Origin of the sequence: Bradyrhizobium sacchari (assembly GCF_002068095.1) — a bacterium.
Taxonomy (GTDB): Bacteria; Pseudomonadota; Alphaproteobacteria; order Rhizobiales; family Xanthobacteraceae; genus Bradyrhizobium; species Bradyrhizobium sacchari.
In genome coordinates, this window is the sequence record NZ_LWIG01000069.1 from 46,888 (window position 1) to 60,556 (window position 13,669).

Below are 13,669 nucleotides of genomic sequence, written 5' to 3' on the forward strand. Positions count from 1 at the left end.
AACTATGGAACACTAATCGCCGCATTCCTCTACCTTCGATCCATCAGTGCCGCGCGCGGCCGTTCTTGGTTCTGGACAGGCCTGGTTTCCGGGGCTTGCTCAGCGGCGCTAGCATGGGTCGGAAGGAACGGGCTTGCTTGGTTAACCTCCGGGTGATCGCTCGAACGAGCGCGTCTGGGCTTTTGAAGCAGGTGATGTCCCGGCGTTCGCGGGCCTGTCAGAGAACCGGATAGTCCTTTTCACTTTCCCGTCAGTCGGCAGCAGCACGTAATCAAGTACGCGCTTGTTATGCTCTGCTAGCCTAACGGCAGCAATCCACCCAGCGGGCACATGCGCATCGCATTGAATCGTCCAATGTGGAGAATGGGTGTCCTCCGTCTGGGGGCGGCGAGTACTAGCAAGATTGCAGTAAATCCGCCCGCACAGAGACTGGGACTTTGCGTCTTACTGATTGGTCGGCACTTTTTTCGCATCATGCGAGCGGTCCATCAGTGACCGAATGGCCGCCCCTTTCGCCGCAGCATCTCGGGAGTCCTCAGCGACGCGTTCAGGTGTGCACTTCGTTGAAGGCGGATTTCCACACTGGCGCGCAAGCGCTTCCCATCCAACACACTTTCCGGATTGGTTTCGGTATCCGGGGCCTCCATAGTCTCCGCAGGCTGCGAGTGCCGATGGGGCATGCAAGAGTTGCAAGACGATGAAGAGCGAAACTACCTTGGAAATCACTTTGGACGCTCCACAGCGGAACTGAACTACGCCATCTTCACGGCGCGCGGCCTTCCCAACGGACTTATCCAAACGCAACTGAGGCGCGAGTTCAAGATCCGGTGCCATTTTGAAGGAAGTCCGATCCAGAGGGTTACCGGCCACTGGTGCTTCGGTTGACTGCCTGTCCCCAGTCTCAACGGACCGTTGAGGGTTTCCGGACCGGCGCCCGGCCACCGGGGTGCCCGCAAGCGCGAACTCGGTCTCGAGGCCACTCTATGCGCCTCTCGCAGCTTCCGAGGTGAACCCCGTTCTGATCCGGATATCTGTCACGAATTGCCATTGTAGAGATCAGCCCGTGCAAGGCGTCCGCTGGTGTCGGCTCTGGCCATTTTCCCTTGGCGGAGACGCTGCAAAGTGCTGGTCTGCTTGCCTATCAAGAGAACCTGAGAGGCTGCGCTGGAGCAATTTTCTTTCTAGATTCTCTCCCTCCGCCATCGGCGCGATTGTCCACGCTAAGCCACGCCTTCTAATGCCGCGCCCTCAGTCACCGGCGCTTGGCAATCTCGGAGCTCTCGTCGACAGGCAGGGTCTTGATGCCGTCGATCGTCTTCGCATTGAGCGGGATCACGCCAAAGCAGACATCCATGGCAGCAGCAACGTCGCCATGATCGACATGTTGTCGAGCCAATGGGATCACGGGCTGGTCCTCCCGCGTCTCACTTTAGAACCGAGCATCCCATTCCTGGCGCTCGACAGCAAATTTGGAATCCCTTGAGCTATGGCGCAGGCGGTGTTCAGCCAGCTCTCGGCGGCACCGTATAGCCGATGGGTCGCGTTCGACGAAGGCACCCATTCGGTATTCATGGAGAAAAATCGCTGGCAGGTCTTCGCTGCTTCGACGGTTTCCTCGGGGAACGGCCTGCGGCCTGAAAGAGGGCACTCCGCGATTGCCCGATGCAGCTCGTCTGGTCAGGGCGATCAGGCGGCGAGCTGTCCGAGTGCTTTGATCCAGAACTCCGGAAGGGATAATCGACAAGGAGCGGCACGAGCTCTCCGGTCGACAATGCAGGCTGCGCCACGTGCCGCGCAATCCGCTCAACGCCCATGCCGGCGATCGCGGCACGCAACAGCAATTGGCTGTCGTTCGCGCTCAGCCGCGCCTTGACCTCGACATTGATCGGACCGCGCCGGCTTTCAAAATCCCAGGTCAGTCCGGTCGTCGCGAACGTCAGGCAGTCGTGTTGGACGAGGTCGCGCGGGTGCGTGGGTGCGCCACAGCGCGCCAGATAGGTGGGCGAAATCATCGCTGTGGACCGTGGCCGCCAACTAGCCAGCCTCATCGCACCAGTTTCCACCGTCCATCCCCGGCTCTCTTCAGCGCGGAGTCGCTCACCCGCACATGCTCGGCGAGGAAATCGATGAAGGCGCGCACGCGCGCGGGTAGCGGCGCGGTGTGGCCGACATAAACGGCGTGGATGTCTTCGCGGTCGCCGGGGTTGTAGCTCTGCAGCACCGGCACGAGGCGGCCGGCTTCGATATCGGGGCCGATATGGAAAAGGGCGAGGCGGGCNAGTCCGACACCGCCGAGGCAGAGGCGCCTTGCGGCTTCGCCGTCGCTGGCGCGTGCGATCGGCGGCGGCACGGCTTCCTCGGTGAGGTCGCCACGCTTGAACGTCCAGTCGCGGATGCTGCGCGGAAAGGTCCAGCCGATGCCGCGGTGATCGGCGAGATCCGCAGGTATCTTCGGCGTGCCAAAACGGGCGAGATAGTTCGGCGCGCCGACCACGACCATGCGGCTGGTCCCGAGCTTTCGCGCGACCAGGCGCGAGGCGCGCAAGGGGCCGACACGAATGGCGACGTCGGCCCGCTCCTGCATCAGGTCGATCAGCGTATCGGTCAGCACCAGGTCGAGCGTGACGGCGGGATGTTGCGCCAGAAAGCGCGGGATCAGTGGCATCACATGCAGCATGCCGAAGGGAATGTTGCTGTTGACCGTGAGGCGGCCGCGCGGCGCCGCGCCCGAGGCTGCCTCGCGCTCGGCTTCCTCCATCTCGCTGAGAATGCGCACGGCGCGGTCGTAAAAGGCCTGGCCTTCCTCCGTCAGCGTCAGCTTGCGCGTGGTGCGGTTGATCAGGCGCGAGCCGAGCCGCGCCTCCAGCCGCGAGATCAGCTTGCTGACGCCCGACGGCGTCAGACGCAGTTTTCGCGCAGCCTGGGTGAAGCCGCCGAGGTCGACGACGCGGACGAAGACCTCCATCTCGGCGGAGCGGTTGGTGTCGAAACGGGCCATGTTGAATTCACGTCACAAATGATTGGATTGCGGACATTCTAATGGTTTTGCCGCAGTGCAGCTATCTGCGTGGCTCGTCTCATCCATTGGAGCAACGCATGCCTCCCGCCGTCCTCGCGCTCACCGCCGGTGCCTTCGGCATCGGCACCACCGAATTCATCATCATGGGCCTCTTGCTCCAGGTCGCCGCCGAGATGCATGTCTCCGTGCCGGTCGCGGGCCTGCTGATCTCGGGCTACGCGCTCGGCGTCTTCGTGGGGGCGCCGGTCCTCACGCTGGCGACGCGCAAAATGCCGCGCAAGACCGTGCTGCTGGCGCTGATGGCGATCTTCACGCTCGGCAATGCCGCCTGCGCGCTGGCCCCGAACTACGAATTGCTGATGGCGGCGCGGGTGCTGACCTCGCTGGCCCATGGCACCTTCTTCGGCGTCGGCTCGGTGGTAGCCACGAGCCTCGTCGCCGAGGACAAGCGCGCCTCCGCCATCGCGACCATGTTCATCGGCCTCACCGTCGCCACGCTGCTGGGCGTGCCGTTCGGCGCCTGGGTCGGCCTGGTGCTCGGCTGGCGCGCGGCGTTCTGGGCGGTGACCGTCATCGGCATAGTCGCCTTTGCCGTGGTGGCCGCGTTCGTGCCCGGTCATGTCGGCAACGGTGACAAGCCGATCTCGCTCGCTGAGGAGGTTGCGGTGCTCGGCCGTCCGCAGGTGCTGCTCGGGCTCGCCATGACCGTGTTCGGCTTTGCCGGCCTGTTCGTCGTCTTCACCTATATCCAGCCGATCTTGACGCGCTTCACCGGCTTTTCGGAGGCCGCGGTGTCGCCGATCCTGCTGGTGTTCGGCGCGGGCCTTGCGATCGGCAATGTCGCGGGCGGCAAGCTTGCCGACCGTGGCCTTGCGCGCGCCCTGATCGGCACGTTGGCCGCGCTCGCCGTCGTGCTGCTTGGCCTTGCCGCGGTGCTGTCGGTCAAGTTTGCCGCCGTCGCGCTGATCCTGCTGCTCGGCATCGCCGCCTTCGCAACCGTCGCGCCGCTCCAGCTGCGCGTGCTGGAAGCCGCTGGCCCCACCGGCCGCACGCTCGCCTCCAGCCTCAACATCGCCGCGTTCAATCTCGGAAACGCGCTCGGCGCCTGGGCCGGCGGCGTCACCATCGATCGCGGGCTCGGCCTCTCCGCGCTGCCACTGGTCGCAGCCGCCATCACCGCCATCGGCCTCGTGCTGGCGCTGTGGAGCCTGCAGCTTGACCGCACCGCGACCGCGGTCGCGGCGTGCCCGGCGGAATAGGAGAGCAGTCATGGACTACCGCAATCTCGGCGCTTCCGGGCTCAAGGTCCCCGTCCTCAGCTTCGGCACCGGCACGTTCGGTGGTCAGGGCCCGCTGTTCTCCGCCTGGGGCCGCAGCGGCGTTGAAGAGGCCCGCCGGCTGGTCGACATTTGTCTCGATGCCGGCGTCAATCTGTTCGACAGCGCGGACGTCTATTCGAACGGCGCCTCCGAGGAGATCCTCGGTGCCGCGATCAAGGGCCGGCGCGACAAGGTGCTGATCTCGACCAAGATGAGCCTGCCGATGGGCGAGGGCCCGCTCGACGCGGGCTCGTCGCGACAGCGGCTTGTGACCTCGGTCGATGCGGCGCTGCGCAGGCTCGGCACTGACACGATCGACCTGCTTCAGCTCCACGCCTTCGACGCGTTCACGCCGATCGAGGAGGTGCTGTCCACACTCGATACGCTCGCGCGCGCCGGCAAGCTGCGCTATGTCGGCGTCTCGAATTTCGCCGGCTGGCAGCTGATGAAGTCGCTCGCCCTTGCGGACCGGCATGGCTGGCCCCGCTATGTCGCGCACCAGGTCTATTACTCGCTGCTCGGCCGCGACTATGAATGGGAGCTGATGCCGCTCGCACGTGACCAGGGCGTCGGCGCGCTGGTCTGGAGCCCGCTGGGCTGGGGGCGGCTCACCGGAAATATCCGGCGCGGTCGGCCGCTGCCGCAAGGAAGCCGCCTGCACGCAACCGCGCAGTTCGGCCCGCCCGTGGACGAGGCGCGGCTTTACGCCGTCGTTGACGTGCTGGATGCGATTGCCGCGGAGACGGGTCATACCGTGCCGCAGGTCGCGATCGCCTGGCTATTGTCGCGGCCCACCGTCTCCTCCGTGATCATCGGCGCGCGCGACGAAGCGCAGTTGCGCGACAATCTCGGCGCGGTCGGCTGGTCGCTGAGTGCGGATCAGGTCAAGCGTCTCGACGAGATCAGCGCGGTGATGCCGCCTTATCCCTACTATCCCTACCGCATCCAGGAGGGCTTTGCGCGGTTGAACCCGCCGTTGGTGTGAGGGATCGCTAATAGAAGGCGGCAATCGCCGCGCCTATTCCTTGCGGAAGGTTTGCCTCGCTCTTCAGCGTGTCGATGAAGACGGGATCATCGACCACCGTAAGGCCATCCAGCTTGATCGGGTGCAGCGGCTCGGGCGCCGCTGCAGCCGTGGCGAGCAGATCGGAAGATCGGTCCCCATTCAATCCGGAAATCCTGAGGATCATAGGCTTGGGCGCCAGGGTAGGTGGCGCACAGATCGCGAAAGGGTTGTTCGCCGTATCCGCTGTCGAACTCCGTGAGCATGGCAATGCTCCAATCAGTCGAGGTCAAATGGCTACCTCACTGAACCTGTCTCCGCAGCAATCTTGGCGGTCATATCATGTACGACTCAACCAGTATATGGGTCGAGCCAGGTCGCCCAAAGGTTCAGGACGGTCGGCCGCTTGTTACTTGCCGCTGCAGAGCGTCGCGACGGCGCGCCATGCAGAAACGCGCCTGTACAGGGTCGCGTGACCTCCATAACCTCCGCCGCGCAATTTTTTGGAGATGCGACGTGGCGAAGAAGACGGCGAGCAAGAAGAAAAGTGCCTCAAAGAAGGTGACCAAGACCTCAAGCAAGACGAGTACCGTCCGAAAGGGCGCCGTCGCGAAAACCGCGAAGAAGACAGTCAAGAAGGCGGCACCGCGCAAAACGGCTGCAGTCCGCCGTCCCAAGGGGCCGGTCTGGCAATGGTCCGCGGTCGAGACCGCGGCCGCGATCCGCTCCGGCGCAATTTCCGCCGTCGAGACGGTCGAGGCGCATCTGGACCGGATGCGCGCGGTCAATCCCAGGCTGAATGCGGTGGTCGTCGATCTCGGCGAGGAGGCGCTGAAGGCGGCGCATGCGGCGGACAAGCAGCGCGCCAAGGGCAGCGAGCTCGGCCTCCTGCATGGCGTGCCCATCACGATCAAGGAAAACGTTGACTACGAGGGGCGGCCGAACTTCAACGGTGTGCCGGCGAACAAGGATCTCATCGCGCCGTCGGACTCCCCTGTCGTCAGCAACCTGAAGAAGGCCGGCGCCATCGTCATTGGTCTCACCAACACGCCGGAATTCTCCTTCCGCGGCTTCACCGACAATCCCTTGCACGGCCTGACGCTGAACCCCTGGGATCCTGATATCACCTGCGGCGGCTCTTCGGGCGGCGCGGGGTCGGCGGTTGCCGCCGGCATCGGCACCATCGCCCATGGCAACGACATCGGCGGCTCGCTGCGCTGGCCGGCGCATTGCAACGGCGTTGCCACCATCAAGCCGACGCAGGGCCGCATCCCCGCCTTCAACGGCAGCGCAACGGCCGAGCGGCCGATGCTGGCGCATCTGATGTCGGCGCAGGGGCCGCTCGCCCGTCACGTCGCCGACGTTCGCCTTGCGCTGGAGGCGATGAGTCAGCGCGATCCGCGCGATCCCTGGTGGGTGCCGGCGCCGCTGATCGGCGAGAGGCCGAAGGGTCCCATCAAGGTCGCACTCGCAAAGATTCCGGAGGACATGGATGTTGATCCGTCCGTAGCCGCGGCGCTGCGTCAGGCCGCCGATCACCTCGAGCGTTCCGGCTATCGCGTCAGCGAGGTCGAAGTGCCCGACATCAACGGCGTCTGGCAGACATGGTGCGACATCATCACCAACGAGACGGTGGTGATGCAGGAGGCCGGCATGCTGAAGGTCACGTCCGAGGATTTTCACAAGGCCTGGGGCGGCATGAGGGCCAAGGCCAATGGGCTCGATCTCAAGGCCTGGATGCAGGCGACGGCCGCGCGCAACGGTCACATCCGCGCGTGGCAATTGTTCTTCGAGGACTACCCGGTGGTGCTCGCGCCCACCACGGTGAAGCCGACGCCGGGCCCGCGCGACGACACCGTCAGCGCCGAGCGCGTGCAGCAGATCTTCTGGGGCGAGATCCGCTTCATCTCCGCGATCAACGTGCTGGGCTTGCCCGGCGCGGTGGTGCCGGTCGCCGTCCACGAGGGCAAGCCGATCGGCGTGCAGCTCATTGCCGGCCGCTATCGCGAGGACCTCGCGCTCGATGCCGCAGCTGCGATCGAGAAGCGCGCCGGCGTGATCGCCCATCGGCTCTGGGAGACGATGGCCTGAACTCTCGCTTGCGGGCTCCGCGCGTAACGCGCGGAGCTCGGCCAGTTTTCAGCAGGGCCGGCATGGCACATCAATTCACGAATCCAATTTAACTCGAATTTTAGCCAATTCACCAACAAGCGTTAGGGTTACTTCCTCGATCTCTAAGCGAATTATTGTCCGCTTTACCACCCGCCTCTAACAGAGGGAGCGCGGACAACGCACGTGCCTCATACAGGCCAATAAGTGCGGCCCGCTCCACGCGGAGGTGGCACGATGCGCAACGAGACGATCGCTATTCACGCCGGCTACGAACCCGAAGCCACCACGCACGCGGTCGCCGTGCCGATCTACCAGACCGCGGCCTACGCTTTCGACAGCGCCGATCATGGCGCGGCCCTGTTCAATCTCGAGGCCGAAGGTTTCCGCTACAGCCGCATCGCCAATCCGACCAGCGCGGTGCTGGAGAAGCGCATCGCCGAACTCGAAGGCGGCGTCGGCGCGCTCGCGGTCGCGACCGGCCAGGCGGCACTGCATTTCGCCTTCGTCAACGTCGCCGATCACGGCGGCAACATCGTGTCCGTGCCGCAGCTCTACGGCACGACGCACACGCTGCTCTCGCACATCCTGCCGCGCCAAGGCATCGCCGGCCGCTTCGCCGAGAGCGACGCGCCCGATGCAATCGCAAGGCTGATCGACAAGAATACCCGCGCGGTGTTCGCCGAGACCATCGGCAACCCCGCCGGCAATGTCTGCGACATCGAGGCGCTGGCGAAGATCGCCCATGCGCACGGCGTGCCGCTGATCGTCGACAACACGGTCGCAACGCCGATCCTGCTCAAGCCGTTCGACTACGGCGCCGATATCGCCGTGCATTCGCTGACCAAGTTCCTGGGAGGCCACGGCACCACGCTCGGCGGCGCCATCGTCGATTCCGGAAATTTTCCGTGGGCGAAATACGCCGACCGCTTCCCTGCCTACAACAAGCCGGACGCGTCCTATCACGGTCTCGTCTACGCCGAGCGCTTCGGCCGGACCGCCTATATCGAGCGCGCGCGCAGCGTCTATCAGCGCACCATGGGCTCGGTGCTGTCGCCGTTCAACGCCTTCCTGCTGCTGCAGGGCATCGAGACCGTGGCGCTGCGCATGGAGCGCCATGTCGAGAACGCCCGCAAGGTCGCCGAATTCCTCCGCAGTGATCCGCGCGTTGCCTGGGTCAACTACACGGGCTTCCCCGACAGTCCCTATTACCCCCTCGTCCAAAAGTATCTCGACGGCAACGCCTCGTCGCTGTTCACCTTCGGCATCAAGGGCGGCATGGAAGCCGGCAAGACCTTCTATGATGCGCTGAAGCTGATCACGCGCCTCGTCAATATCGGCGATGCCAAATCGCTGGCCTGCCATCCGGCCTCGACCACGCACCGCCAGATGTCGGCGGAGCAGCAGCGCGCCGCCGGCGTGCTGCCGGAGACGATCCGCCTGTCGATCGGCATCGAGCATGTCTCTGACATCATCGAGGACATCGAGCAGGCTCTGGAAAGAGCCTGTCCGTCGTCGCGCCTTCAGGCCGCGGAGTAGGCGGACGGCCCGATGACGATCTTGATCGAAAGGGATCAGGGCATATCGAGCCCGGCGCTGGTGCCGGCCGAGCGCGATCTGGCGCGCGATCCAGCCGGCGCCGAGCTCACTATCGGACTGATCAACAACATGCCGGATCCGGCGCTGAAGGCGACCGAGCGGCAGTTCATGAAGCTGCTGCAGGCCGCCGCGGGCCCGCGCCGCATCCGCTTTCACTGCTTCTCGCTGCCTTCGGTCAAGCGCTCGCCGGAAGCGAAATGGCATGTCGAGAGCGAATATTCCGATCTCAAAGAGCTCAAGCGCGGGCGCTTCGACGGGCTGATCGTGACCGGCGCAGAGCCGATCGCGCCCGAGCTCCACCAGGAACCATATTGGCGCGACCTCACCGATCTGATCGATTGGGCCAGGACCAACACGCGCTCGACGATCTGGTCATGCCTTGCCGCGCACGCAGCGGTGCTGCATCTCGACGGCATCGCACGACGACGGTTGCCGACCAAATGTCACGGCATTTTTGCTTGCGAAGCAGTGACGGACGACCCGTTGACGCGAGAAGCGCCTGCCCCGCTCAAGGTTTCGCATTCACGCCTGAACGAGCTCGCCGAAAGCGACCTCGCGGAAGCCGGCTATCAGGTGTTGACCCGCTCGGCCGAGGCCGGGGTCGACGTCTTCGTCCGCCAATATGCCAGCCGCTTCGTGTTCTTCCAGGGCCATCCGGAATATGATGCGCTGTCACTCCAGCGCGAATATCTGCGCGACATCGGCCGCTATCTCGCGCGCGAGCGCGAGTCCTACCCGCATGTGCCCGTGAGCTATTTTGACGCAGTCACTGAAGAGAGGCTGGCGCGCTTCGAGAAGCGGGCGAAGCACCAGCGGCATCCGGCGTTGACCAACGACCTGCCGGCCCTCAATTTGCGGGCCGATATCGCCGTCGGCAGCGCGGCGGCGGTGCTCTTCCGCAACTGGCTGCAATATCTCGGTGCGGAAGCCGATGCCTCGGTCCTGGCGCGCTAGTCCAAGGAGCTTTCGTTCGGCGTTAGGATTACCAAAGCGTTAGGCTTGCCTCGACTGGCGCCTGAATGTTTCAGTACAGAAATACGGAATCGCAGGAAGCGCAGTCGTGTGGTCGGCACTCCAGGGACGCGTGAACAATCGGCTGGCCCGGCATTTCCGCGCCGCGCCGCACCGCTTGCCTGCCCACGCGCCGATGGTGAGCTTCACCTTCGACGATGCGCCCGATAGCGCCGCCGGCGAGGGCGCCTCGCTGCTCGAAGCGCATGGCGGCCGCGGCACTTACTACATCGCCGGCAGCCTGATCGACCAGCCGTCGGATCACTGGCATGGGCTGTCGAACGACGCGATCGTGCGGCTTCACCGTGCCGGTCACGAGATTGCCTGCCATACCTTCTCGCACCAGTGCTCGGCCAATCTCGACGAGGCCGCCATGGGCCGCGAGATCGAGCGGAACCGCAGCCATTTCCGCGCCATCGATTCCTCGATCGCTCTGGAGAATTTCGCCTATCCTTATGGGATCGCCTCGGTCTGGCGCAAGCCGCAGCTCGCAAAAGCCTTCCGCTCGGCGCGCGGTATCCTCCCCGGCGTCAATCGCGACGTCATCGACCTCCAATTCCTGCGCGCTTCGCCCCTGGTCAATTGCGAGATCGATCCGGCAGGCGTCGATCGCTATTTCGACGAGGCGGCCGCAAGCGGTGGCTGGCTCATCTTCTACAGCCACGACGTCGCCGATGCGCCGAGCCCCTATGGCTGCACGCCGCACCTGATGCGCCACGCGCTGGAGGCGGCGGACAAGCGCGACATGCCGATCGTGACGGTCGCAGAAGCATTGCGGCGAATCGGGGCGTAGCTGCTTTCTTCCTTCTCCCCTTGTGGGAGAAGGTGGCGCGAAGCGCCGAATGAGGGGTATGTCTCCGTAAAGCGAGCCTCATCGAATCCGCGGATAGATACCTCTCACCCGTCTCGCCGCTTCGCGGCAAGCCACCCTCTCCCGTAAGGGGGGAGAGGGGGAGACCGCCTACTTGTCCCCCCAAACAGTCTTGCCATGGCCGCACCGGCATGCGACTGGCGTTGTGACGAATCCCACGGCCTTGCTCCGACACGCTCATGAACGCCTCTTCCACCGCTCCGCTGCCCGCGCCGGCCAACGGCCGCGATGCGTTGTCGGTGCTGCATTCGGTGTTCGGCCTGCCGGGGTTTCGCGGGGCGCAAGGCGACATCATCCGGCACGTCACCGATGGCGGCAATTGCCTTGTTCTGATGCCGACCGGCGGCGGCAAGTCGCTGTGTTACCAGCTACCGTCCCTGCTGCGTGAAGGCTGCGGCATCGTGGTCTCGCCGCTGATCGCGCTGATGCGCGACCAGGTCGCGGGCCTGCTGGAGGCTGGCGTCAACGCCGCCGCGCTCAACTCGTCGCTGTCGCCGCAGGAAGCCTCCGACATCGAACGCCGCCTGATCGCAGGCGATCTCGATCTGCTCTATGTCGCGCCGGAACGGCTGGTCACGCCGCGCTGCCTGTCGCTGCTGGCACAGGCGAAAGTTGCGCTGTTCGCGATCGACGAAGCGCATTGCGTCTCGCAATGGGGGCACGACTTCCGCCCGGAATATGTCGGCCTCTCCGTCATCGCCGAGCGCTTTCCCGATGTGCCGCGCATCGCACTCACTGCGACCGCCGACGAGCTGACGCGCAAGGAGATCGTCGAGCGGCTTCAGCTTGCCGGTTCCCCGCAATTCGTCTCCAGCTTCGACCGCCCCAACATCCGCTACGAGATCGTGGACAAGCGCAACGCGGTGTCGCAGCTCAAGGAGTTCATCCGGGAGCGGCATATGGGCGACGCCGGCGTCGTCTACTGCCTGTCGCGCAACCGTGTCGAAGAGGTCGCCGCCGCGCTTGACGAGGCCGGCATCGCCGCGCTGCCCTATCATGCCGGCCTCGACAGCAACGTGCGCTCGCGCAACCAGGACCGCTTCCTCAACGAGGACGGCATCGTCATCGTCGCCACCATCGCCTTCGGCATGGGCATCGACAAGCCCGACGTGCGTTTCGTCGCCCATCTCGATCTGCCCAAGAGCATCGAGGCTTATTACCAGGAGACGGGGCGCGCCGGGCGCGACGGCAAGCCGTCGGCGGCATGGATGGCCTACGGCCTCTCGGACATCGTTCAGCAGCGCCGCATGATCGACGAGTCGGCCGGGTCAGAGGATTTCAAGCGCGTCTCGATCCGCAAGCTGGATGCGCTGGTGGGCCTCGCCGAAACCGCGCATTGCCGGCGTCGGCGCCTGCTTGGCTACTTCGGTGAGGTCGTGACGGCCGAGAGCTGCGGCAACTGCGACAATTGCCTGACGCCGCCAAAGATGCGCGACGGCAAGGTGCTGGCGCAGAAGCTGCTGTCCTGCGTCTATCGCACCGGACAGCGTTTTGGCGCGATGCACCTGATCGACGTGCTGATCGGGCGCCTGACCGAGAAGGTCACGCAGTTCGGCCACGACAAGCTGTCGGTGTTCGGCATCGGGCGCGAGCTCAACGAGAAGCAGTGGCGCACGGCGCTGCGGCAGCTGGTGGCGATGGGCCATTTGCAGAGCGACAGCGAGGCCTATGGCGCGTTGAAGCTGACGGAGTCCGCGCGCGGCGTGCTGCGCGGAGAAACGGACGTCTGGCTGCGCGAGGAGGCGCCCGGTACCCGTCTCGGGTCAAGCCGCGCCAAATCCCGCCGCGGCGATCTTGCTCCCGCGGCGAGCGCGCCGCAGGGCGACATCGATCCCGAATTGCGCGCGCGGTTGCGGTCCTGGCGTTCGGAGGTGGCGCGCGAGCGCGGCGTGCCGGCCTATGTGGTGCTGCACGACGCCACCGTCGACGGCATCGTGCGGGCCTGGCCGACCACGCTGGACGAGCTGCGCAACGTGCAGGGCATCGGCGACAAGAAGCTCGAACATTACGGCGACGAGCTGCTGCAGATCATCAGGACGCGGTAGGGTATCTCGTCATCCCGGACAAGCGCGCCCAAAGCGCGCGCAGATCCGGGATCCATAATCACAGGCCGTGGGAAGCGACACGCTGATTGCCCCAGCGTGCTTCAACAATTGGCAGCCGGTTTAATGTCGTCCTGGCTTTTGCCAGGACGACATTAGAAGGGAGCGAGAGCTACGCTATCTCAGCCATTCCGGAACGCGTAGCCGTAGCCGTTGAGTGCCGGCGCGCCGCCGAGATGGGCGTAGAGAATCTTCGCGCCCTTCTCGAAATAGCCCTTCTTGGTCAGGTCGATCAGGCCCTGCATCGACTTGCCCTCGTAGACGGGGTCGGTGATCATGGCTTCGAGACGCGCGGTGAGTCGGATCGCCTCCTTGGTCTCTTCCGACGGCACGCCATAGGCGGGATAGGCGTAGTCCTCGATCAGCACGACGTCGTCAGCGACGATGTCCTTGCCGAGCTCGACGAGCTTGGCCGTGTTCTGCGCGATCGAGAGCACCTGCGCTTTCGTCTGCGCCGGCGTGAAGGAGCCGTCGATGCCGATCACCTTGCGCGCGCGGCCGTCGGCGGCGAAGCCGACCAGCATGCCGGCATGGGTCGAGCCGGTGACGGTGCAGACGATGATGTAGTCGAACTTGAAGCCGAGCTCCTTCTCCTGCTTGCGCACTTCCTCGGCAAAGCCGACATAGCCGAGCCCG

11 protein-coding genes and 2 pseudogenes are annotated in these 13,669 nt (G+C 64.9%); 7 read left to right on the forward strand and 6 right to left on the reverse strand.

Translation table 11 applies throughout. From position 1 onward, the window contains the following. Positions 1 to 1,252: 1,252 nt before the first annotated feature. The 4 genes and pseudogenes from A5906_RS42310 to A5906_RS39835 all read right to left on the reverse strand — a co-directional run. The gene (locus A5906_RS42310) at positions 1,253 to 1,405 is read right to left on the reverse strand and encodes a dihydrodipicolinate synthase family protein (protein WP_136615833.1); all 153 of its coding nucleotides are present in this window, start codon (positions 1,403 to 1,405) and stop codon (positions 1,253 to 1,255) included. 163 nt (positions 1,406 to 1,568) lie between these two features. Further along, complete coding sequence (locus A5906_RS39830; protein ID WP_161495491.1) at positions 1,569 to 2,012, reverse strand: LysR substrate-binding domain-containing protein; 444 nt, start codon at positions 2,010 to 2,012, stop codon at positions 1,569 to 1,571. Positions 2,013 to 2,044: 32 nt separating this feature from the next. Next, positions 2,045 to 2,278: pseudogene (locus A5906_RS45865) on the reverse strand (LysR family transcriptional regulator); the annotation flags it as partial. A 1-nt stretch (position 2,279) separates the two neighbouring features. After that, a pseudogene (locus A5906_RS39835) lies at positions 2,280 to 2,998 on the reverse strand (LysR family transcriptional regulator); the annotation flags it as partial. Between the two features lie 98 nt (positions 2,999 to 3,096). Here A5906_RS39835 and A5906_RS39840 point away from each other — a divergent pair. Both A5906_RS39840 and A5906_RS39845 read left to right on the forward strand, forming a co-directional pair. After that, positions 3,097 to 4,278: an MFS transporter gene (locus tag A5906_RS39840; protein ID WP_080140523.1), complete on the forward strand. Its 1,182-nt coding sequence runs from the start codon at positions 3,097 to 3,099 to the stop codon at positions 4,276 to 4,278. A gap of 10 nt (positions 4,279 to 4,288) precedes the next feature. Then, a complete protein-coding gene (locus tag A5906_RS39845) occupies positions 4,289 to 5,323 on the forward strand; it encodes an aldo/keto reductase (protein WP_080140524.1) in 1,035 nt (344 codons plus the stop codon). 7 nt (positions 5,324 to 5,330) lie between these two features. Here the strand turns inward: A5906_RS39845 and A5906_RS42315 are convergent, their stop codons facing one another. Then, complete coding sequence (locus tag A5906_RS42315; protein WP_167523706.1) at positions 5,331 to 5,507, reverse strand: hypothetical protein; 177 nt, start codon at positions 5,505 to 5,507, stop codon at positions 5,331 to 5,333. A gap of 350 nt (positions 5,508 to 5,857) precedes the next feature. Between A5906_RS42315 and A5906_RS39855 the strand changes: the two genes are divergently transcribed. The 5 genes from A5906_RS39855 to recQ all read left to right on the forward strand — a co-directional run bounded on the left by A5906_RS39855 (position 5,858) and on the right by recQ (position 12,976). Then, complete coding sequence (locus A5906_RS39855; protein ID WP_080140526.1) at positions 5,858 to 7,432, forward strand: amidase family protein; 1,575 nt, start codon at positions 5,858 to 5,860, stop codon at positions 7,430 to 7,432. Positions 7,433 to 7,687: 255 nt separating this feature from the next. Beyond that, the gene (locus A5906_RS39860; RefSeq protein ID WP_080140527.1) at positions 7,688 to 8,989 is read left to right on the forward strand and encodes an O-acetylhomoserine aminocarboxypropyltransferase/cysteine synthase family protein; all 1,302 of its coding nucleotides are present in this window, start codon (positions 7,688 to 7,690) and stop codon (positions 8,987 to 8,989) included. A gap of 12 nt (positions 8,990 to 9,001) precedes the next feature. Further along, the gene (gene metA, locus A5906_RS39865) at positions 9,002 to 10,003 is read left to right on the forward strand and encodes a homoserine O-succinyltransferase MetA (RefSeq protein ID WP_080140528.1); all 1,002 of its coding nucleotides are present in this window, start codon (positions 9,002 to 9,004) and stop codon (positions 10,001 to 10,003) included. Between the two features lie 106 nt (positions 10,004 to 10,109). Further along, on the forward strand, positions 10,110 to 10,853 hold the full coding sequence (locus A5906_RS39870) for a polysaccharide deacetylase family protein (protein ID WP_080140529.1): 744 nt from the start codon (positions 10,110 to 10,112) through the stop codon (positions 10,851 to 10,853). Positions 10,854 to 11,110: 257 nt separating this feature from the next. Then, positions 11,111 to 12,976: a DNA helicase RecQ gene (gene recQ, locus A5906_RS39875; protein ID WP_080140530.1), complete on the forward strand. Its 1,866-nt coding sequence runs from the start codon at positions 11,111 to 11,113 to the stop codon at positions 12,974 to 12,976. A 179-nt stretch (positions 12,977 to 13,155) separates the two neighbouring features. Here recQ and A5906_RS45870 read toward each other — a convergent pair. Then, the coding region (locus tag A5906_RS45870; RefSeq protein ID WP_245327146.1) for a pyridoxal-phosphate dependent enzyme at positions 13,156 to 13,669 on the reverse strand (514 nt) is incomplete at its 5' end.

Excerpts from the sequence above, each read along its gene's own strand:
- metA (WP_080140528.1), top strand. The coding sequence starts at position 9,002 with ATGACGATCTTGATCGAAAGGGATCAGGGCATATCGAGCCCGGCGCTG.
- A5906_RS39845 (WP_080140524.1), top strand. The coding sequence starts at position 4,289 with ATGGACTACCGCAATCTCGGCGCTTCCGGGCTCAAGGTCCCCGTCCTC.
- A5906_RS39830 (WP_161495491.1), bottom strand. The coding sequence starts at position 2,012 with ATGATTTCGCCCACCTATCTGGCGCGCTGTGGCGCACCCACGCACCCG.
- A5906_RS39840 (WP_080140523.1), top strand. The coding sequence starts at position 3,097 with ATGCCTCCCGCCGTCCTCGCGCTCACCGCCGGTGCCTTCGGCATCGGC.
- A5906_RS39860 (WP_080140527.1), top strand. The coding sequence starts at position 7,688 with ATGCGCAACGAGACGATCGCTATTCACGCCGGCTACGAACCCGAAGCC.
- recQ (WP_080140530.1), top strand. The coding sequence starts at position 11,111 with ATGAACGCCTCTTCCACCGCTCCGCTGCCCGCGCCGGCCAACGGCCGC.